Source organism: Providencia sp. 21OH12SH02B-Prov (assembly GCF_027362595.1).
GTDB lineage: Bacteria > Pseudomonadota > Gammaproteobacteria > Enterobacterales > Enterobacteriaceae > Providencia > Providencia zhejiangensis.
In genome coordinates, this window is sequence record NZ_CP114796.1 from 977,302 (window position 1) to 999,675 (window position 22,374).

Below are 22,374 nucleotides of genomic sequence, written 5' to 3' on the forward strand. Positions count from 1 at the left end.
ATGTGGCTTTTTTTATGGGTGAAATATGGAAACGATATACGGTGCAAAAGGGGGCGGCGGTGGCGGACATACGCCCGTCGAATCAAAAGACAGTTTGCTATCCGAATCTACCGCAAAAATTCTGTTAGCGATTTCAGAAGGTGAAATAGCAGGTGGGTTGGATGATACGCGGATCTTTCTTGATGATACCCCCATTGGTAATGCGGATGGCTCTAAAAACTTTGAAGGAGTGACGTGGGAGTTCCGTGCGGGTAGTGAGCATCAAGAATACATCCAAGGTATCCCCTCCGTTGATAACGAAATCGCGGTGGGGATGGAGCTGAAAGATGATCAGCCGTATGTCAGAAGCATCAATAATACGCAATTGTCCGCTGTCCGCATTCGTTTTTCTGCGCCGCAATTTATGCAACAGCATGATAATGGTGATACGACTGGCTATCGTGTGGATTATATCATTGAGCTTTCGACGGATGGTTCGGGGTATAAGGAGGTCATCAAATCGGCATTTGACGGTAAAACGACCAGTGAATACCAACGAACACATCGCATTGAATTACCTAAAGCGAATACAGGCTGGCAATTGCGTGTTCGCCGGCTCACTAAGAATCAGAATACCGCCCGTATTGCCGATAAAGTGACAATTGCCGCCGTTGTGGAAGTCATTGATGCAAAACTGCGTTATCCAAATACTGCACTGCTATTTATCACCTTCAACGCCCGTCAATTTAATAACCGAATCCCTAAAATTAGTGTTCGCCCTAAAGGTGGGATACTTGTCAAAGTTCCAACGAACTATGACCCAATTAACCGGACCTATTCTGGGGTATGGGATGGCACATTTAAGTTAGCTGCGACTAATAACCCTGCATGGGTATTTTATGACTTGGTTTTAAATAACCGCTATGGGTGCGGCGATCGTATTAAAGCTTCGCAGATTGAAAAGTGGGATTTATACAAAATAGCACAATATTGTGACGAGTTAGTTCCTGACGGACGAGGTGGTGACGGCAAAGAGCCTCGCTTCTTGTGTGATGTGTATATTCAATCACAAGAGACTGCCTATACCGTTTTACGTGATATTGCTGCGATATTTAGAGGTATGACGTTTTGGGCAGATAACAAAGTCAATGCCGTTGCGGATATGCCTGAACCTATATTTCGCACGTTTACCAATGCAAATATTGTTGGTGGTAAACCAGCTTATTCAGGTGGCAGCATTCAAAATCGTTATACTCAGGCATTAGTTTCTTTTACCGATATTGATAACCACAGCAATGATGATGTTGAAGCCGTCGCGGACTTAAAACTTCAGCGTCGATATGGTGTGAGAAAAACAGAGTTATCTGCGATTGGCTGTACCCGTCGCAGTGAAGCCAATCGTCGTGGTCGCTGGGCATTATTGACGAACGCGAATGATCGTATGGTCACGTTTGCGACAGGGCTTGAAGGCGCGATACCTTCTCCTGGTCATATTATTGCAGTGGCTGATTCATCACTTGCGGGTCGCAATACGGGTGGCCGTATTTCATCCGTAGAGGGGCGTAAAATTACCCTAGATAGAGCCACCTCAATTAAAGCTGGTGATCGCTTAATTGTAAACTTACCCAATGGCGGTTCAGAGGGACGAACAGTTACAGCCGTAAATAAAAATGTGGTGACGGTTTCTGTTGAATATTCACAAGTACCCCAAAAAGAAGCCGTGTGGGTTGTGGACTCTGACGACTTAGCCGTTCAACTGTATCGAGTGATTAATATCAGCGACAATGGTGACAATACTTACACCATTAACGGCACCATTCATAATCCTGATAATTATGATCATATCGACTCAGGGGCGCGTATTGATGAACGGCCAATTACAGTTATTCCACCTAATGTTCAACCTGCACCAAAAAACGTGCGTATTTCATCCTATTCACAAGTAGATCAGGGTATTGCATTTACGACATTACGTGTCGATTGGGAAGCCGCTGAAAGTGCAATTGCGTATGAAGCGGAATGGCGCCGTGATAACGGCAATTGGATAAATGCGCCACGTACATCAACGCTAGGTTTTGAGGTCAATGGTATTTATGCGGGGCGTTATCAGGTCCGTGTACGTGCGATTAATGCGTCTGAAATTTCAAGTGTATGGGCGAACGCAAGTGAAACTCAACTCAATGGTAAAGAGGGGAATCCACCAAAACCCTTAAATTTACGCGCAGCGTCAGAGGTGTGGGGCATTACTCTCAATTGGGGTTTTGATGCTAACACGAGCGACACGCTAAAAACAGAGTTGCAGTACTCAACTAAAAATACAGCTGATTCTATGCAGTTGCTGGCGGATGTGCCTTACCCTCTCAAATCTTATCGTATGTCTGGCCTTAAAGCGGGCGTGCGCTTCCATTTCCGTGCGCGATTAGTTGATAAAACAGGCAATCAATCAGAATGGACGAATATAGTTCTTGGTGAGTCATCGAGCGATGTCGAGGGCATTTTAGAAGCCGTTGGCGATAAATTCCTCACCACCGAAGCTGGCAAACAGATGCAAGAGCAGATTGACTTTAATCAATCCAATGTTCAACTGCAACTTGAGCAAGCAGCGGAAGCGACACTCAATAATACAGTCATGCTAAATCAGGTCTCATGGCGCTTATTTGAAGAGGAAGGAACTCGCAGGTCTGAAATATTCCGACTTGAGCAAGTGAGAATTACAGATCAGGAGGCACTAGCACGTTGGCAGCAGCAAGTTAAAACAGACTTTGACCAGACCTCATCCGCAATTCTAAAAGTGCAAGAATCAGTGTCAACGCTTGAAAAGTCAACGGCAAAAGACATATCGCAAGTCAAAGCTGAGATTAAGCAAGTTGATGATAAGTTAGGGCCGATGGATGCTCGTATTACAGACCAATCAGAGGCGATAGCTAAAGTTGATGAAACTCAAACGAAACATATTGAGACCGCCGAATCTCGATTTACTGATAATGAAGCGTTAATTAATCAGTTATCACACTCACTTGCTAATGCTGAAAGTTCACTAGCAGAAATGGGGATGCAGCTGACAGCAGAATACGGCAATCAAGCGACTGAGCAACTCAGAATCAAGGCGTCGATAACTCGACTTGATACTGTGACAGCAAACAAGTTTCAGGCCTTTGCACAATCAATTGAGAAGCTAGAAACTCAGTTTGATGATGTTAATTCGAGCATCACAACGCTCAAGAAGACTGTTTCTGACAATGAAAAATCACAAGCTGAAATTAACGAGCTTATCAAGTCTGAAATTGGAGAGAATAAAGCAGCGATTGAAAAACGTGCGGAGACATCTGTAGATCAGCAGGGGAACTCTCGCGCTTACTTCAGCATTAAAGCGGGTGTATTGCATAACGGGCAATACTACGATGTTAAAATGATGATGAGTGCGCAGGTTAAAAACGGACAAGTTGTTACACAAATCGCTTTTGCCGCTGATGAGTTTATTATTTTTAATAATGCCAATGGTCAATTTGTTACCCCATTTGCAGTTGTTAACGGACAAGTATTTATTGGTTCTGGTTTTATTCAAGATGGTTCGATTACTAACGCTAAAATTGGCAATGTCATCCAATCCAATGACTTTAAAAAAGGAGAGAAAGGCTGGCAAATTGATAAAAACGGAAACCCTGAGTTCAATGATGGAACGTTTAGAGGAAAGGTCTACGCAACTGATGGTGACTTCAGGGGAACTGTCCACGCTGAAAAATTTATTGGGGATGTTGCAACAGGAGTCTTATACAAAGGGGTGTCAAAGTATTTTTACAAACAACCCTATATGTCCATAGAAACATCAATCATCTATGTGGGAGGCATGCCCTATGATGTTGATTTGATTATGCCAACAATGCATTTCGCATCAGAGCATAAATCACCAGCAATTCATTATCCAATCAAGATTGAAGTATTCGCAAATGGAGTGAGTCAGAATGTCATTACGACAACTGTTGACAGTCCAGATACAACATGGGCTGCTGTTGCATCTTGTTATATTAAAATACCCAAAATGCAAAAAGATACGGAAATCAAAATACGATTAACAGGCCAAGGCAGCGGCGGTGATAACTCTGATTGTACATTAAGAATCCACCCTGCACTTATACTCGCATGTAAGAGCGGCGCACCATCATTCAAGTAACTCAATCAATTCAAAACAGGCCGCTTAATTGCGGTTTTTTTGTATCTAAATTTCGGAGAATAATATGTACAACATCGGCACAGTCACAACGACAGCGAACAGCACAAAATTAGTGGGAACAGGCACTAAGTGGAAAGATAACAACTCGCGAGTATCCGCAGAGCAGGTTATTTTAATTCAAAATGGCGCAACGATTTATATCAACAGCATTGCGTCTATTCAGAGCAACACAGAGATAACACTGAGTTTCCCTGTGCCTGCATCGGTGAGCAATGCACCGTATCAAATACTGACAACGATGGTGAATTCCGTTTCAGATGCAGCAAATAAAATCGTAGCAATGAACGTTTCGAATGTGCAGTTCAGCGATATCTTAAATCGATGGGCTACAGAAAGCGGTACGATTACAGTGACGTTACCCGATGGTACGACACAGCAGCTGAGAACGGCGAAAGAAATGGATAAGCTGCTAGATGGGAAGTTTGATAAGACGGGCGGAACTATCTCTGGTGACGTAACTTTCAGTAAGAACGCGATTAAGTCGACTAAAGGGACGCATACCCTACCTGCTGAATCCGGCACGTTGATGCAGGTTGGTGATTATGGATGGGGTGGAAAAGGGCCTGGATTTGAACTAGATGAGGAGTCCTATGCTTCATTTTTGAAGGAATTAAATACAGAGTCTCAAATATTTAGAAACTCTGCTGATACATCAAAATATCATTATAAGCATGGTGTAGCGATATACGGAAAGTCTTATGACACATACACTGTAATTTCAGCGGACTTTGAAGGAAAGGGTGTTATTGCTATTGGTGGCAATTCAAAAGTTCTTTATAAATATAATTTATATAATGATAGAAACACCACCAAAGACTCAAACGGCAACTTAAAAGCCGCATCACCGATTGTGAAAGTTTTTGCAGACCACATCGAGACTAACGAAGAGTCAGAAGGCGTTGAAATGGAGCACCTTGGTATAGGCCATTACCTCATTAAAGGCGTTGTAGGCTTCAATGCAGACGGCGCATGGGGTATCAATAACGGCTTTGTCATTCCTCAAGACCATAACGGTAAAAACATGGTGCTTATTGATTACAAGGTGAGACCAGATGGTGATATTGAGCTATTTGTCTTCCATCAGCAAAATGCAGATATGCCGGAGCGTTTTCAGAACAAGCGCATTAAGTACACAGATAAAGACGGCAACCCTGTTTACTACAAAAACTATGAGCCGTGTGACGTGCCTGAATCGCGCTGGATAGATATGCGCGTCGAAATGCCACCTAACTCTATCTACAACCTCAAGCAAGCAGAAGCCGAGCGATTGGCGAAAGAGGAGGCGGAGAGGCAAGCGGAGGAGGCTAAGAACGCCGAAATTGAAGCCGAGGAAGACATCTAATCTTCTTTGCTGTACTCATACCTCCGCGGAAATCTCTTACTCACTGAGTTAGATTTGCGAGATTGTGCATGATTATTCTACTTTCTTGCGTGTGATTTATCAGCAGAACTGCTTAGATAACTTTCTATGAACTCAATTACTGGAGCTCTTTTTGGTTGCTCTATCTGGCAGTACAAAGATGAATTAGAAAGTAAGAGTATAAACTCATTGATCGAAATAGCCTTGTCATCTATCTCTGTTTTATAGAAAACATAGATACGTGATTGTTCAGTGAGAGACGGCTCTCTATTTTCATTGATGCAAGTAAGTGCGAGTAAGATAAGTTGCGTACTGGTCATAAACCCTCCAATAAAGTCTGGAGTTAATTATAAGCAGTCAGGCAATGGCGCGATATCAATATTGGTCGTAATGTTATCAGATATCACTGTGACGAACTGTGCCGCAAAAATGAGAGGGGAGGGGTTAATTACCCCTCTTTTTCGTTCGAAATGAAGGGGTAACTTATTGATTCATTTAGAATGAAATGTAGTGTTTTGTAGCATGAAAAATGAACTGATAATAAATTAAGCTATTGATATTTAATGCTTTTTGTTGCTTTGGTAACCTAATGGACTGATATGAGTAATCAAGTAACTCTCCTTTATCCCAAAGGGATCTTGATATAAAAATATAACAATGAACTTAAAGTACTTATTGCCGTGCTAAACGTCCTACGTCGGGCGTAAATTGTGTATTGCTACGCCATGGGTTGATATCGAGACCACCTCGGCGAGTATAGCGCGCGTAAACACTGAGTTTTTCGGGTTTACACAATTGCGTTATATCATTAAAAATACGTTCGACACATTGCTCATGAAACTCATTATGATGGCGGAAAGAGACTAAATAACGTAGTAGAGCTTCACGGTTAATCTTAGGGCCACGATAATGAATTTGTACTGAACCCCAGTCGGGCTGGTTAGTAATCAAACAATTTGATTTTAATAAGTGGCTAACCAGTGTTTCTTCCACAAGTTCATTTTCTGTGCAATGTGTTAGGTAATCACGATTAAATTCATAGTGATTAATTTCAATATCGAGTTCATCGATACAGATCCCGTCGAATGGGCTAATCGCACACTGTGAAAATTCATTTAGTTTATGGAGTGTAACGCTAACTTCCCCATTAGCACAATTGCAGAGGTCGTTTTGCAAAACGCTTCGCACATTTTCCCAAGTTTCAAAGCGAGTTTGGTTAAAACTATTCAGGTAGAGCTTGAAGCTTTTTGATTCGATCAAGTTCTCACTTCGCGCATCAACATGCACTGAGCCAATAGCCACTTGCGGTACACCTTTATTATTTAGCCAAGAAAGCTCATATAAGGTCCAAATATCAGCACCATGAAAGGGGAGGTTACCCGCATGAATATTCAATGGATCTCTATTTAGACTACGAGGAACGGCTTGAAGCAGGCTCGGATCATATTGATCATAATAGGCCGTTTTTTTTCCGAGAGTCAGTTTATCCAGCGCTGGGTTATTTTGATATTGTGACATGTTGATCCTTAAACTTCATTTACTGAGATAGCGACCTACTATAAGCAGCTAAAAATAAGAGCAATTCATTCATTGGTTAACTTCTGTCATAATATCACTTATTAGTGATATTACCGCTATTTCAATTAAATCCAATCATTAGACAATGAAATAATTATGAATATAACAGTCTCTGAAGCACTGACTCAGTTTACCGAACAATATGTGAGCAAATGGATGGCACAAACAGGCTTACCGCCTGCTTCTAGCGATCTATATGGGATTCCTTCACCTTGTATCGTTCGTACAGGTGAAAATTGGGTTTATTGGGAGCCTCAATCATTTTCTTTACAAGATAAAAATTTAAATAAAGTGGCGACTGCACTCGATATTGAATTACAGCCGATGATCCATCCTTTTTACACAACTCAATTAGCTGGAGATATGAAAGCGCAGTTCCAAGGTCATACGCTGAATCTAGTGCAAGTGTGGAATGAGGATGATTTCATACGGTTACAAGAAAATTTAATTGGGCACCTAGTGACCCAGAAGCGTTTAAAACTATCCCCCACACTGTTTATAGCCACATTAGAGTCCGATTTAGAAATGATTTCTTTATGTAATTTAACAGGGGAAATTATTTTAGAAAAATTTGGCAGTAAGGAAAAACAAGTATTGGCACCTGATCTTATCCATTTTATTCAGCAGTTATCGCCAGTGGTAGAGCCATTAGCGTAAGTAGCTATAGATAGAATTTGTAGGAAATAACTTACAAATTAATTAGGAAATGCGCTTTAAATTTCTTCATTTATCTAAATCGGTATTATTTAATATTTAATTTCATGTAGTTACTATCAATTAAAGAAACTCAAGTTTTACAGCGATTATTTAGTTTGTTTTACTAGGTTGTTTCATTAGTGTTTTTAATACATTCTTAATTGGCTGTGTGAAGACAGGGTTTTCGTTTTCTACCAGTAGAACAGCGGTCAAGGATGGCTAAGTGAGGTGACTCACTAAACTGTTTACAGAAGACAGGATGTCGAACGGCAGGAAGTCGTTTTTTGCAGGATGCTGTATACCATTTAAAACATGAGATAAGCCAGTCAACCCAATTGTTGGCTGGCTTTTTTTTAATTGAGTGTTTTCGTATTACGATTTGAGGAAACTGAGTATGCGACCAATGAGCCTAAAACACTTTGGTACATTGCCTCTCTTAATGCCTCGCGCTTACGAAATGCGGAGCGATGCTGGCTTTTTACCGATTCAATATCGCGAACGGGTTCAGTTAAAGGCAAATGATACCAACCGTCAGCGGAAATAACACCATTACACTCTTGCCAAAAGTGGTCATAGCTTGACTTGAGATGCTGACGTTTGATGTGGCAGTTATTTGAAATACCCATTATTGATGTGCAATGGAAAAAAGCGGCAACAGCATAAATAGATGACATCAATAGGTTTTTAGGACGCATGCCATGCATTTGCTTAGTAATTGATTTAACTTGCTCGGTGCTCTGTTCTGTTGAAGGCCCTTGCAGAGAGCAAATATAAAGTTGCCCTTCCGTTCCAAACGAAAAGCTCATTAAATAGATATCGTCACCCATTTCATTAAGCAGGTGTAAGGTCAGGTCACCCTCTCGAGGATATTGAGAATATACGAGTCTTAACTGCGCATAATCACCTGATTTTAATTCAATATCTGCAACTTTAAGACCTTGACGTTCTGTTGAGAACATCTCTTTAATGGCCTCAAGTGTGAATGTTTTTTCTATCTGCTCTAAGGTATGGCTAGCGGTGAGTAACTTCTGCTTCCCATTCCACTCGCGATGTAAATACTTATTTAAAGGGCGTTCAGCAAAATCAGGGATATTGTCGAATTGTTTAGACATGCGAGCACAAGTGTAGTTTTCACACATCATTTGGAATTGCTGATAAGGTTTAGAGGGGAGTTTGGCAATACGTACCTGTCGTTTTAACTGTACATAACTATTATTAATAGATTGCCAAAATTTATTTTGTTTACGCCACTGCTTCAATAAGCCCATATATAAACCATATTTATCGTTGACTATTTTTTATTCAGAGAATCAAAAAACGTTAATCATATACTTATTAACTACAACAATAGATAAATAAACTTTAAATAAACTGACAAAAGGGCTTGAAATGTAAATTTTTAATTAACAGTGATTGTGCTTTTGATAGTGATTGATGATTTGGGATTGTGTTGCACCCCATATTTACGACAGAATTAATGAGCAATATGCCGTATATTTCAGACTACGTTTATTAAGTGAGTTTTTATATGAATATTGAACAACGTATCATTGAAAAGCTTTGTCATATTGAAGAAGAAATGAAGTCAAAAGCACTTTGGCGGGAATTACCGCCAAGTCCTGAAGCATTTGAAAGCACTGAGCCTTTTTCAATTGATACGATGGAAGCGATTGAATGGTTGCAATGGGTTTTGATCCCGCGTTTATATGCCATCATTGAGCAAGGCGCGGTTTTACCAAGCGCATTTGCTATTGCCCCTTATTTTGAAGAGGCTTATAAGCATGATGAAGAAGAACAATATCAATTATTACTTATGCATCTTCGTGAGTTAGATAGTTTTTTTAACAGCCAATCAGGTAGGTAACTCATTGATGTTAGAAATTATTTATCAAGATGAGTTTATAGTCGCGGTGAACAAGCCAGCCGGAATGTTGGTCCATCGTAGCTGGTTAGACAGCAAAGAAACGGTTTTTGTCATGCAGACCTTACGTGATCAAATTGGCCAATTTGTATATCCAGTTCATCGTCTTGATAGGCCGACGTCTGGGGTGTTACTGTTTGCCCTCTCAAGTGAGGTCGCGAGGCAGTTGGCGACGCAATTTGAGTCACATCAGATTGAAAAAATTTATCATGCCGTGGTTCGCGGCTATGTTGAAGAAGCACAAACCATTGATTATCCCTTGCTTGAACAATTGGATAAAATTGCAGATAAGCATGCAACCAAAGAGCCTGCATTGCAGGAATGTATTACGCATTGCCTGCCAATTGCACGAGTAGAATGCCCCGTTGCGATAGGGCGTTATTCGACAGCTCGCTTTAGCCTGTTAGAGCTAAAACCTGAAACAGGTCGTAAACATCAATTAAGGCGACATATGTCGCATATTCGTCACCCTATTATTGGTGACAGTAAACATGGTGATTTGCGTCAAAATCGCGGTGTCAGCGAAAATTTTGCCGTTTCACGGCTCATGTTACATGCCACCCAGTTAGTATTAGATCATCCCATTACCGGAGAACGCCTATCACTTGTTGCGCAGTGGGATGCGTTATGGTTGTCATTGATAAATCAGTTTGGCTGGCAAAATGAGGCTAATAAACTGGGAATGAGTGGGATGAACCCATCCATGTAGGTACTGAGTTAATAGGAGGTGTTCGTGTCAAAAATTGGTATTTTTGTAGGTACTGTTTATGGAAACTCCTTAGCAGTTGCGGAATCGGCTCAAGAAATATTGGAACAACAGGGTCACGAAGTCACTATTTTTGATGAGCCAACATTGAGTGATTGGCAACAATATAATGCAGGTGAAGGGATCGCATTAGTCATAACATCGTCAACAGGACAAGGCGATTTACCTGATACGATAGCTCCATTATTTTATGAAATTCAAGATGTTGTAGGCTATCAACCCGAACTGCGTTACGGCGTAATTGCGCTTGGTGACAGTAGTTATGACAACTTTTGTGGTGCGGGAACACGCTTTGATGAGTTATTAACTGAGCAATCAGGAACGCGAATCGGCGATGTGCTGTTGATCGACGCAATGGAAGACGATGTGCCAGAAGAATATGCTAAGCCGTGGATTCAGTCTTGGGGCGAATTGTTGTAAATATCTGCACCGTGAAAATATTTCTCGGTGCAGTAACGATCTGAAACTTGCGTATAAAAACTATTTGCGAGTTAATTTTTCAAGGTCAGCTTCAATTTCAGCAATTTTATTGGATACGACATGTTCCAGATGGCGTAAGTCATCCAAAATTTTGTGTTTCAAGTCGATATCATTAGTGTCGTTTTTGCAAATTTGGTCTAATTCTTCAATCGCATAGCGAAGATTAGAGTTAATTTCGTTAATTTCTTTGAAATTGTTGCTGCCATCAGCTGCCGCGACTGTTTTGCGTTGGCGTGGATATTTAAATTTCACGCTTTTCGCAAAAAACTCCCCTTTATCTTTGCGAAAATAGATTTTCAAAATGTCGTTATTTGCTTCTTGGCGTAGCGTGTAACGATCAATGTCTTGAGGATTGCTAATACCTAAACTTTTCAGATTATCATACATGTTATTCACCGAATTATAGGAAACCAAAATTTGTAGAGACACAGAGAGCGATAGCCTTGTCGACTGGAACAATATTATTCTATTTTGGGCATAAATTAAAAACGCCAATATTAAAGTCAACAATACTTCAATATGCAGGTAATAAGCGCTTTTACTAGGCAAAAAATAAAATCATACAGTTTATATGCTAAAAAGCCTGACAATGGCTAAGCTAATATTATGCGCGAAATCAGAAAATTGACAAACCCCTCTTCACAAGAAAAAGAGGTCTATCATTTTTTAGATTGGGTAGAGGAGGTCTTTTTCTCTCTAGCCATATAGGGAGGAAGGATTAATCGATGCTTCTTAATAGCTCGTTAATACCGACTTTACCGCGGGTTTTTTCATCGACTTTCTTAACGATAACAGCGCAATAAAGGCTATAGCTACCGTCTTTAGATGGCAGGTTGCCTGATACAACAACTGAGCCAGCAGGTACACGCCCGTAGTGAATTTCACCCGTTTCACGGTCATAAATTTTTGTGCTTTGACCGAGATAAACTCCCATTGAAATGACAGAACCTTCTTCGATAATGACGCCTTCAACAACTTCAGAGCGAGCGCCTATAAAGCAGTTATCTTCAATAATCGTTGGGTTTGCCTGTAATGGCTCAAGCACACCACCAATACCCACTCCTCCAGATAAATGGACGTTTTTACCAATTTGAGCGCATGAACCCACTGTAGCCCATGTATCAACCATTGTCCCTTCATCAACATAGGCACCGATATTGACATAAGAAGGCATCAATACGCTATTTTTGGCAATATAAGCGCCTTGACGAACCGCTGCCGGCGGAACGACTCGGAAACCTTCACGCTCAAAACGAGCTTGGTCATAATCGGTAAACTTCATAGGAACTTTATCAAAATAACGGCTTTCAGCACCATCAATCACTTGATTGTCATGAATGCGGAATGAAAGTAATACGGCTTTTTTCAGCCATTGGTGGGTGACCCAAACGCCAGCGATCTTTTCTGCGACACGAAGTTTGCCACTATCTAATAGGGCAATAGTTTCTGTAACTGCTTGGTGGACAGCGGGTGTTACCGTAGACGGTGTAATGGCAGCCCTGTCTTCAAATGCTTGTTCAATGATGGCTTGTAAATGCTGCATTGATTGTTTTTCCCCTTTAAGGACACGAGTAATAATATTGCTTTATGGCCTATCATTTATCCTTCGAGTTAAGGGTTTCTGTCAACCTTTCTGATAACTCTTGTTGCATTTTTTTATCGAGAGCTTTGTGATTTTTATCAGCCAGCACGAAAAAATCCTCTACCTTTTCGCCAATGGTTGTGATCCGAGCACCATGCAGTGAAATTTCCATCTGCGCCAGCACATGACCGACTCGGGCGAGTAGGCCGGGTTGATCGAGTGCAAATAACTCCATATAACTGCGACGTTCATTGGTGGAATGTAAAAAATTCACTTTCGTGGGAACCGTAAAGTGACGTAGTTTTGAAGGTAGAGTGCGTGTCTGAGGCAATGGTACAGCTGGTTGTTGAACCGCGTGTAGTAACGTTTTACGGATTTGCTCATACCTATCTTTCGATAATGGCGCACCATTAGGTTCCAATACGACAAAGGTATCCATTGCCATATTATCTTTATTGGTAAAAATTTGTGCGCTATGAATACTGAGATTGCGCCTATCAAGTTCCCCAGCAACCGCTGCAAATAGGTGAGGTTTATCTGGGCACCAAATGAAAATTTCAGTTCCACCATGTTTAGGTTGTGTGCTAATCAATACAAGAGGCTGCTCAAGGTCATGTTTTAATAAATGACAAGCGTGCCAAGCCAGTTGTGATGGAGTGTGCCGTAGAAAATAATCGGCATGGCACCGAGACCATAATTTGTTCAGCTTTTCTTCATTAATGGGTGATTGGCGCAGTAATGCCAATGCTTGATGACGATGGTGACGAATACGTTCACGTAAATCAGGTGTGCTTTGCATACCTTGATTGAGTTGATGTTCCGTTGAAAGAAACAGCTCACGGATCAGGCTCTGTTTCCAACTATTCCATAGGGTACTGTTCGTTGCGCAAATATCTGCAACGGTTAAACACATTAAGTAATTCAATCGTGGAACCGTTTTGACTTCCAGAGCGAATTGTTTAATCACATCAGGATCTTGGATATCTCTACGCTGTGCGGTGACCGACATTAATAAATGCTTTTTAACTAACCAACACGCCAGTTCCGCTTCTTTTTGTGGAAAGTTATGTTGTAAAGCAAACTCATACACAAATTCAGCGCCCAAATCGGAATGATCGCCTGAACGCCCCTTAGCAATATCGTGAAATAGCGCCGCGAGTCTCAAGGTTTCAGGGTGTAATAGCTTAGGGTAAACGCTAACGCAGAGAGGGTGGTTACGACGATTTTCTTCATGAGTGAAGCTGTCGATTTTTTGTAATACACGGATGGTGTGCTCATCGACAGTATAAGCATGAAAAAGGTCAAATTGCATTTGCCCGACAATGTTGCTCCAAAGCGGAGTATAGGCGCTCAAAACACTATGTAGATGCATTGGAACAAATGCGCCTTTAATGGCTCTAGGGTGGCGCAATATTTTAATGAATAGTTGTCTTGCTTCCGGTAATTCACATAAAGGGGCGGTCAAATTACGTCTCGCAAAGCGTAGTTGGCGTAAAGTGGTTGAATAAATTCCTGTGATATTTGGGTAGCGAGCCATCAAATAGAACATTTTTAATATGGCTGCGGGCTGTTTAATAAACAGCATATCATCAATGACATCAATTAATGGGCCACGTAATTGAAATTGCTCATCAAGGGGACGAGGTTTTTCATCTGGGTTAAGTGCAAGAATGGCATCGTCAAACAGCTGCAATAACATTTGATTGAGTTCACGAACACGTCGAGTAACACGATAAAAATCTTTCATCATTAATTCAACGGGTTGGTTTTTTTCGCCTTGATATCCAAGCAAGCGCGCCACACTGAATTGACGATCAAATAAAAGACGGTTGTCGTAACGTTTGACGACTAAATGCAAAGCAAAGCGAATTTTCCATAGAAAGGCAAGGCACTCTTTCAGCTCTTGACGCTCTTCCTCAGTGAGAAAGCCAAACCCAACCATCTCATCAACGGTTGTAGCGCCAAAATGGCGCCTACCGACCCAAAGTAGGGTATGGATATCCCTTAAGCCGCCGGGGCTACTTTTAATATCAGGCTCTAGGTTGTAGCTGGTACTGTGGTAGCGTTGATGACGTTCTTGTTGTTCTTCTTGCTTAGCGGCAAAAAAGGTGGCTGATGGCCAAAAATTGTCACTGAAAATCGTTTTTTGTAGGCGTAAAAAAAGCGCGATATCCCCACAAATAAGGCGTGATTCAATCAGGTTTGTCGCGACGGTTAAATCGGCGATACCAGCATCGATGCACTCTTGTAACGAACGCACACTATGGCCAATATCAAATTTTAGATCCCATAAAAGTGTAATAAATTGCCCAACCTTCAGGGCAATGTGGTCAGCGAGGGGCGCAGCGCTTAAGACTAAAATATCAATATCTGATAACGGGTGAAGTTCATGTCGACCATATCCGCCAACCGCAATTAAAGACATATTTGGTTGTTGGTCAAATTGATACTCTTTCCACAAACGCGTTAGTAGGGCATCTAAGTAATCACTGCGGGCATGAACCAAATCAATGGCGGATTCACCTTGGTTGAAGGCTTCTTCTAAGTAATTATGGAACGATTCTACATGTTGTTTTAGTCGAAGTAGCTCAAGGTCAGAAGCTTGAAATAAAGAAGGTGATAAAAACGCTACAGGAGAAGGTGTCATCATTATCTTTCCGCATCGATAGCCTGAACAGGGGAATTTACAGCTTACTGGGGATCGTTGAGGATGAACAGACTGAAGTTGAATTATTTCACATGAAGTCGTTGGTAGGGGAAATGAATAGGTGACATGTCATGGTCATCAGCCGTTGCCATATGCATGGCATGCCACAATTCATTTAATTATTCATTAAGCATTGACTAACACCGCTGAGATAAAAGGCTCTTCTTCTTTACGCAATGTCATAATTTCACAACCGTTGTCGGTCACAACGAGAGTGTGCTCATATTGTGCAGACCAGCTTCTATCTTTGGTTTTTACCGTCCAACCATCATTCATGGTACGGATGCGATAGTCACCAACGTTGACCATAGGTTCAATGGTAAAGGCCATCCCTTTTTGCAGCACAACACCGCTGTCATCGGCATCGTAGTGCAAAACTTGGGGTTCTTCATGGAAGCCTTCACCGATACCATGACCACAATATTCACGAACCACGGAGAAATCATTTTTCTCGACAAACTCTTGGATTGCTTTACCTAAAGTGCGTAGGCGAATACCCGGTTTAACCATGCGTAGCGCTAAATAGAGGCTTTCTTGAGTGATGTGGCAAAGACGTTCGCCTTGGATCGTTGGCTTGCCAACAATAAACATTTTCGAGGTATCGCCATGAAAACCTTCTTTAATAACAGTTACATCAATATTGACGACATCACCGTCTTTGAGGATTTTATCATCACTAGGAATGCCATGACAGATCACATCATTAACTGAAATACAGACTGATTTTGGGAAACCGTGGTAGTTCAAACAAGCAGGAATGGCTTGTTGTACATCGACAATATGTTGATGGCAGATACGGTCAAGCTCCCCCGTACTGACGCCCGGTTTCACGTGGGGGGCAATAATTTCGAGTACTTCCGCTGCTAGACGACCAGCAACACGCATTTTCTGAATATCTTCTTCAGTTTTGATAATAATAGCCATGAATTCAGTCCATTTATGTCAGCAATTGGTAGGTGACATAGTTTAAATAAAAAAAGGTCAATAAATGGGTAATAGCGCCATTTATTCAACATCAATGATGATTATATGGTATCAGGCACCGCATTTTCTGCCAACTAAACATCAAAGTCTCTTAGCTGCTTGGTATAGGCTTAGGGTACGCTGGATGGCTTAGTCGGTTTATCATTTTGAGCTTTGGGTAGCACAAATTGCCAAAAATAGGAAAGATAAAAAATCAAATCAGTGACACTTTTTGGTCAGGCTACCCAGCCATTCAAGCCCGTTAATTAGGTTTTTTTGCACAGTAAAAAAACAACAAAAGTTGGCTTATTAATCCGATTTATGGTATAAAGCGCGCCGGAAATCCATTATCTATTCGAAATGTTATTCGGTCTAAGGCCAAGAAGCTTATCTGATTAGAGTTTTGGAATACCGTAAACTAAACTCAATTGTGTATAACACACACGGGTCGACACATGCACCGGGGTGCTCTTATGCGTTTAGGCGCAGCTTTAGAGTCGGTGTTATGGGATTCGTGGAGGCATAACCCCAATTACTTAAATACAGAGGTATTAAATGGCAACTGTTTCCATGCGCGATATGCTACAAGCGGGCGTACACTTTGGTCACCAGACTCGTTACTGGAACCCTAAAATGAAACCATTCATTTTCGGCGCTCGTAACAAAGTACATATCATCAACCTGGAAAAAACTGTTCCAATGTTCAACGAAGCTCTGGCTGAATTGAATAAAATTGCTTCTCGTAAAGGCAAGATTCTGTTTGTTGGTACAAAACGTGCAGCAAGCGAAGCCGTTCAAGAAGCTGCTAACAGCTGTGATCAGTATTTCGTTAACCATCGTTGGTTAGGCGGTATGCTGACTAACTGGAAAACCGTTCGTCAGTCAATCAAACGCCTGAAAGATTTAGAAGTTCAGTCTCAAGATGGTACTTTCGACAAACTGACCAAAAAAGAAGCGCTGATGCGTTCTCGTGAACTTGGTAAGTTAGAAAACAGCTTAGGCGGTATCAAAGATATGGGCGGTTTACCTGACGCTCTGTTCGTTATCGATGCAGAACACGAACACATTGCTATCAAAGAAGCAAACAACCTGGGTATCCCAGTATTTGCTATCGTTGATACTAACTCTGATCCAGACGGTATCGACTTCGTTATCCCTGGTAACGATGACGCAATCCGCGCAATCAAATTGTATCTGAGCGCTGTAGCTACTGCCGTTCGTGAAGGTCGTTCTCAGGATCTGGCTGTTCAAGCAGAAGAAGGCTTAGTAGAAGCTGAATAATAAGGCCTGCTCTAATTAAGAGCCCTTATAAACCAGGTATTGCTATATGGTTAGAAGGGGGCCTATCTGGCCCCTTTTTTATCTATCTGAATCAGAATGATCCTTGTAGGGATTCTCCTATGAGGTATATCGAGGAATAAATCACATGTCTGGAATTACCGCTGCATTGGTAAAAGAACTGCGCGAACGTACTGGCGCAGGTATGATGGAATGTAAAAAAGCGCTGGTTGAAGCTAATGGTGATATCGAATTAGCAATCGACAATATGCGTAAATCAGGTCAGGCTAAAGCGGCTAAGAAAGCAGGCCGTGTAGCAGCTGAAGGTGTTATCCTTGCAGAAGTTTTTGCTGATGGCAAAAGCGGTGCTCTGATCGAACTGAACTGTGAAACTGACTTTGTTGCTAAAGATGCTGGCTTCTTGGCATTTGGTAAAGAAGTGATGGCTTCTGTTATCGCTGACAAAAATACAGATGTTGAAGCTGTTAAAGCAAAATTCGAAGATGCTCGTACGGCTTTAGTCGCTAAAATCGGTGAAAACATCAACATTCGCCGCGTAGCGATCCTTGAAGGTGCTCAAGTTGGTAGCTACCTGCACGGCGCACGTATCGGTGTTCTCGTTGCAGCAGAAGGTGCTGACGAAGAACTGCTGAAACACATCGCGATGCACATTGCTGCAAGCAAGCCTGAATATGTGACTCCTGACGATGTACCAGCTGACGTTGTTGCTCACGAGCATCAAATCCAGCTAGACATCGCTATGCAGTCAGGTAAACCACGCGAAATCGCAGAAAAAATGGTTACTGGCCGTATGAACAAATTCACTGGCGAAATCTCTCTGACTGGCCAGCCTTTCGTTATGGACCCAAGCAAATCTGTTGGTGACCTACTGAAAGAGAAAAATGCGAAAGTCACTAACTTCATCCGTTTCGAAGTGGGTGAAGGTATCGAGAAAGTTGAAACTGATTTCGCAGCAGAAGTTGCTGCAATGAGTAAATAAGTCGTCAGCTTTAAAGGAGCCGCCAATAGGCGGCTCTGTTTTAATATCGCTCATAAGTAAGACAACGAATTAAATCATTAAGGTACGTAGAAGCTGTTTTTAACCATTCTACGTGTGTTACCCCAATAAATTATCTGTGTAGGACAGAACACCATGGCAACCAGTGCAAAACCCGTTTATCAGCGTATCCTGCTTAAGCTCAGTGGCGAAGCCTTACAAGGCGCAGAAGGTTTTGGAATCGATGCTAGCGTTTTAGATCGTATGGCTCAGGAAATTAAAGAACTCATAGAACTGGGTATACAGGTCGGTGTCGTTATTGGCGGTGGTAACCTGTTTCGTGGAGCTGGTTTGGCACAGGCGGGCATGAATCGTGTGGTCGGTGACCATATGGGAATGCTGGCAACTGTGATGAACGGGCTCGCCATGCGCGATGCTTTACATCGTGCTTATGTGAATGCAAGACTGATGTCTGCTATCCCATTAAACGGCGTGTGTGATAACTATAGCTGGGCTGAAGCTATTAGTTTATTGCGTCATGGCCGTGTTGTCATTTTTTCTGCTGGAACAGGAAACCCATTCTTTACAACAGACTCAGCTGCTTGTTTACGTGGTATTGAGATCGAAGCTGATGTTGTATTGAAAGCGACAAAAGTGGATGGTGTTTATTCAGCAGATCCTGCAAAGAACCCAGATGCCGTACTGTACGAAACTCTCACTTATCAAGAAGTGCTGGAGCGCGAATTAAAAGTGATGGATTTGGCTGCATTTACGCTAGCTCGTGATCATAACTTGCCTATCCGTGTTTTTAATATGAATAAACCGGGTGCTTTACGCCGCGTTGTAATGGGTGAAAATGAAGGAACTCTGATTTCTCACAATTAATACTCAGAGACATCAACTGAGTTTAACTGTATTATCTAATGTAAATTCAGAAAATTTAAGCGAGGCTGCATAGTAGCCTTTAATAACCAGTTCTTAAGGGTTGAAAACGTGATTAATGAAATCAAAAAAGATGCTCAAGACCGCATGGAAAAGAGCGTTGAAGCACTAAAAAACCAAATCAGCAAAGTGCGTACGGGTCGCGCATCACCAAGCTTACTTGATGGTATCATGGTCGATTACTATGGCGCGGCAACACCGTTGCGTCAATTAGCAAACGTCACCGTAGAAGATGCTCGTACTTTAGCTATTTCTGTTTTTGATCGCTCAATGTCACCTGCGATCGAAAAAGCAATTATGGCATCGGATTTAGGTTTAAACCCATCTTCAGCTGGAACCGTTATTCGTGTTCCGCTTCCTCCACTGACGGAAGAACGTCGTAAAGATCTGATCAAAGTTGTTCGCGCTGAAGCAGAACAAGGTCGTATCGCTGTACGTAACGTTCGTCGTGATGCTAACGATAAAGTTAAAGCATTGTTGAAAGATAAAGAAATCAGCGAAGATGATGAACGTCGCTCACAAGATGACATTCAAAAACTGACTGATGGCTACATCAAGAAAGTTGATGAGGCGTTAGCGCAAAAAGAAGCTGAGTTGATGGAATTTTAATCTATCCTGTAGCTTATAAAGCCATCAAGAGAAAAATCTTTGATGGCTTTATTCATTCATATCAAAATATCTAATAAAAATCCTTTCTTCCCTTTCAAGCTGATATAATCTCAGTATTGAGTAAATACAGAGCATCCGCATAATGAAACGTCTTACTATTCTAGGATCAACAGGGTCAATTGGTAAAAGCACACTTTCTGTTGTTAGAAATAATCGCGATAAATTCCAAATCGTCGCGTTGGTTGCAGGCCGAAATGTGACTGAGCTGGCGCATCAATGTCTTGAATTTCAACCTCAATATGCCTCAATGGCCGATGAAGCCTCCGCACAATCACTACGTGCAATTTTGTCTGAAAATAATTGCCAAACAGAGGTTCTCTCAGGAAGCGAAGCTGCTATTCAATTAGCCGGTCTTGATGACGCCGACCAAGTTATGTCAGCGATTACGGGAGTCGCTGGGCTTTTACCTACACTAGCCGCCATCCGCAAAGGTAAACGAATTTTATTAGCGAATAAGGAATCGTTGATTACCAGCGGTCGTCTATTCTTTAATGAGATTCGTCAACATGGTGCGACAGTCTTTCCAATTGACAGTGAACATAATGCGATTTTCCAGAGTTTGCCTGAAAATATTCAATTGAATTTAGGCTTTGCTGATCTCTTTGCATCTGGAATATCAAGTATTATCCTGACAGGCTCCGGTGGCCCTTTTAGAGAGACGCCATTGTCATACTTAGACAATGTTACACCGGATGAGGCTTGCAACCATCCTAATTGGTCGATGGGGCGTAAGATTTCTGTTGATTCGGCAACCATGATGAATAAAGGTCTGGAATATATCGAGGCTTGCTACTTCTTCAATGCATCTCAACAGCAAATGGAAGTGATCATCCATCCTCAGTCAGTTATTCACTCTATGGTGCGTTACCGTGATGGCAGTGTGATTGCTCAGTTAGGTACACCCGATATGTGTACACCAATATCTTATAGTATGGCTTACCCGAGCCGTATCTCTTCAGGGGTCGAACCGTTAGATTTTTCTAAACTATCTTCATTAACTTTTGTTCAGCCTGATTATCAACGTTATCCTTGCTTAAAACTGGCTATCGACGCATGCCATCAAGGTCAGGCAGCTACAACAATTTTAAATGGCGCTAATGAAATAACGGTTGCAGCCTTTTTGGAAGGGCGTATCCGTTTCACAGATATTGCAAAAATTAACTTGGCTACATTAGAAAAATTGCATTTATCTGAACCTGTTTCAATCGATGAGGTCTTAGACATCGATAATCAGGCGCGTCGTGAGGCTGAACAATTAATCAGACAGACATTTTCAGTCTAGTATGTGATTTATTTAGTTGCTGATAAGCACAATAAGTCTTTAATATGTGACGCTTATAAAAAAGAAAGATAATGTCAGTATTTAGCGGAGAATTAAGGATGTGTCTTATCAGCAAATTCAACAATAGCGGTTATGATGATGCTGAATTCTCAACGCTATGCACACAAGGATTACTATTTAATGAACTCTAGTGGTGAAAATTCCTCCAATTCAGTGTTGCCAAAGCATGTTGCTATCATTATGGATGGTAATGGGCGCTGGGCAAAACAGCGAGGTAAGTTAAGAATAACTGGGCATAAGGCTGGCGTTGAGTCTGTGCGTAATTCGGTGCGTTTTGCAGTAAAAAATAAAATTAATTCACTCACACTGTATGCTTTTAGTAGTGAGAATTGGAGACGGCCGGAAAAAGAAGTCAGTTCACTGATGGAGCTTTTTGTTTTTGCATTGGATAATGAAGTCAAAAATTTGCATAAGAATAATGTAAAATTATTGATTATTGGTGATAAAAGTCGATTTAGTGAACGCCTTCAAAAACGTATCCAAAAAGCCGAAGAACTGACTGCAAATAATACTGGGTTAAGGTTAAATATTGCAGCAAACTATGGTGGTCGTTGGGATATTGCCAATAGTATGAAGCAAATTTTTGAGCGCGTGCAAAATGGGCAATTGTCTATTGATGATATCAATGAAGAAACAATCAATAGTTATGTATGCATGCATGACCAAGATAATGTTGATTTAGTTATCAGGACAGGTGGTGAACATCGTATCAGTAACTTTTTATTATGGCAGGTTGCTTATGCGGAATTCTATTTCACCAATGTACTGTGGCCAGATTTTGATGAAATGGTGTTTCAGGATGCAATTAATGCTTTTAGTCAACGCGAGCGGCGTTATGGTGGGGCTGAGTCAGATGATGAGCTCGTTAAATAAAAGGGGTCAA

General features: G+C 41.5%; 19 protein-coding genes. 12 read left to right on the top strand and 7 right to left on the bottom strand.

Features of this window, described 5'->3' with window-relative positions; all coding sequences use genetic code 11:
- Positions 1–25 precede the first annotated feature (25 nt).
- Positions 26–4,150: a TipJ family phage tail tip protein gene (gpJ, locus tag O7C57_RS04800; protein ID WP_269723726.1), complete on the top strand. Its 4,125-nt coding sequence runs from the start codon at positions 26–28 to the stop codon at positions 4,148–4,150.
- A 64-nt stretch (positions 4,151–4,214) separates the two neighbouring features.
- Entirely contained in the window at positions 4,215–5,552 is a 1,338-nt protein-coding gene (locus O7C57_RS04805) for a hypothetical protein (protein ID WP_269723727.1), read from the top strand.
- A gap of 77 nt (positions 5,553–5,629) precedes the next feature.
- On the opposite strand, the gene O7C57_RS04810 is transcribed toward O7C57_RS04805, so the two are convergent.
- A complete protein-coding gene (locus tag O7C57_RS04810) occupies positions 5,630–5,890 on the bottom strand; it encodes a hypothetical protein (RefSeq protein WP_269723728.1) in 261 nt (86 codons plus the stop codon).
- Positions 5,891–6,242: 352 nt separating this feature from the next.
- The gene (gene queF / locus O7C57_RS04815) at positions 6,243–7,088 is read right to left on the bottom strand and encodes an NADPH-dependent 7-cyano-7-deazaguanine reductase QueF (RefSeq protein WP_154623743.1); all 846 of its coding nucleotides are present in this window, start codon (positions 7,086–7,088) and stop codon (positions 6,243–6,245) included.
- A gap of 156 nt (positions 7,089–7,244) precedes the next feature.
- On the opposite strand from queF, the gene syd reads away from it, so the two are divergent.
- A complete protein-coding gene (gene syd / locus O7C57_RS04820; RefSeq protein WP_163862857.1) occupies positions 7,245–7,805 on the top strand; it encodes a SecY-interacting protein in 561 nt (186 codons plus the stop codon).
- 392 nt (positions 7,806–8,197) lie between these two features.
- On the opposite strand, the gene O7C57_RS04825 is transcribed toward syd, so the two are convergent.
- Positions 8,198–9,112 (bottom strand): DUF535 family protein, encoded by a 915-nt coding sequence (locus tag O7C57_RS04825; RefSeq protein WP_163862855.1) that lies wholly within the window; start codon positions 9,110–9,112, stop codon positions 8,198–8,200.
- A 260-nt stretch (positions 9,113–9,372) separates the two neighbouring features.
- On the opposite strand from O7C57_RS04825, the gene O7C57_RS04830 reads away from it, so the two are divergent.
- Genes O7C57_RS04830 through O7C57_RS04840 form a run of 3 tightly spaced genes read left to right on the top strand, consistent with a single transcriptional unit; the run spans position 9,373 to position 10,951 of the window.
- Positions 9,373–9,708 carry a YqcC family protein gene (locus O7C57_RS04830; protein ID WP_154623746.1) on the top strand — a complete coding sequence of 112 codons (336 nt, stop codon included), beginning with the start codon at positions 9,373–9,375 and terminating at the stop codon, positions 9,706–9,708.
- A 7-nt stretch (positions 9,709–9,715) separates the two neighbouring features.
- Positions 9,716–10,474 (top strand): tRNA pseudouridine(65) synthase TruC, encoded by a 759-nt coding sequence (gene truC / locus O7C57_RS04835; RefSeq protein ID WP_154623747.1) that lies wholly within the window; start codon positions 9,716–9,718, stop codon positions 10,472–10,474.
- Positions 10,475–10,498: 24 nt separating this feature from the next.
- Positions 10,499–10,951, top strand: coding sequence for a flavodoxin (locus O7C57_RS04840; protein ID WP_163862854.1), 453 nt, complete (start codon positions 10,499–10,501; stop codon positions 10,949–10,951).
- Between the two features lie 60 nt (positions 10,952–11,011).
- Here the strand turns inward: O7C57_RS04840 and O7C57_RS04845 are convergent, their stop codons facing one another.
- The 4 genes from O7C57_RS04845 to map all read right to left on the bottom strand — a co-directional run bounded on the left by O7C57_RS04845 (position 11,012) and on the right by map (position 16,224).
- A complete protein-coding gene (locus tag O7C57_RS04845; RefSeq protein WP_154623748.1) occupies positions 11,012–11,398 on the bottom strand; it encodes a DUF3461 family protein in 387 nt (128 codons plus the stop codon).
- A gap of 331 nt (positions 11,399–11,729) precedes the next feature.
- A complete protein-coding gene (gene dapD / locus O7C57_RS04850) occupies positions 11,730–12,554 on the bottom strand; it encodes a 2,3,4,5-tetrahydropyridine-2,6-dicarboxylate N-succinyltransferase (RefSeq protein ID WP_154623749.1) in 825 nt (274 codons plus the stop codon).
- Between the two features lie 52 nt (positions 12,555–12,606).
- A complete protein-coding gene (gene glnD / locus O7C57_RS04855) occupies positions 12,607–15,243 on the bottom strand; it encodes a bifunctional uridylyltransferase/uridylyl-removing protein GlnD (protein WP_154623750.1) in 2,637 nt (878 codons plus the stop codon).
- A gap of 183 nt (positions 15,244–15,426) precedes the next feature.
- Complete coding sequence (map, locus tag O7C57_RS04860) at positions 15,427–16,224, bottom strand: type I methionyl aminopeptidase (RefSeq protein ID WP_163862853.1); 798 nt, start codon at positions 16,222–16,224, stop codon at positions 15,427–15,429.
- A gap of 594 nt (positions 16,225–16,818) precedes the next feature.
- On the opposite strand from map, the gene rpsB reads away from it, so the two are divergent.
- From rpsB to uppS, 6 genes are all read left to right on the top strand, one after another.
- Entirely contained in the window at positions 16,819–17,544 is a 726-nt protein-coding gene (rpsB, locus tag O7C57_RS04865; RefSeq protein WP_154623752.1) for a 30S ribosomal protein S2, read from the top strand.
- A 145-nt stretch (positions 17,545–17,689) separates the two neighbouring features.
- Entirely contained in the window at positions 17,690–18,541 is an 852-nt protein-coding gene (tsf, locus tag O7C57_RS04870) for a translation elongation factor Ts (protein ID WP_154623753.1), read from the top strand.
- A 153-nt stretch (positions 18,542–18,694) separates the two neighbouring features.
- A complete protein-coding gene (gene pyrH / locus O7C57_RS04875; protein ID WP_154623754.1) occupies positions 18,695–19,423 on the top strand; it encodes a UMP kinase in 729 nt (242 codons plus the stop codon).
- 108 nt (positions 19,424–19,531) lie between these two features.
- Positions 19,532–20,089, top strand: coding sequence for a ribosome recycling factor (gene frr / locus O7C57_RS04880; RefSeq protein ID WP_163862852.1), 558 nt, complete (start codon positions 19,532–19,534; stop codon positions 20,087–20,089).
- Positions 20,090–20,231: 142 nt separating this feature from the next.
- Complete coding sequence (ispC, locus tag O7C57_RS04885) at positions 20,232–21,431, top strand: 1-deoxy-D-xylulose-5-phosphate reductoisomerase (protein ID WP_154623755.1); 1,200 nt, start codon at positions 20,232–20,234, stop codon at positions 21,429–21,431.
- A gap of 180 nt (positions 21,432–21,611) precedes the next feature.
- Positions 21,612–22,364 carry a polyprenyl diphosphate synthase gene (gene uppS, locus O7C57_RS04890; protein ID WP_154623756.1) on the top strand — a complete coding sequence of 251 codons (753 nt, stop codon included), beginning with the start codon at positions 21,612–21,614 and terminating at the stop codon, positions 22,362–22,364.
- Positions 22,365–22,374: the final 10 nt, after the last annotated feature.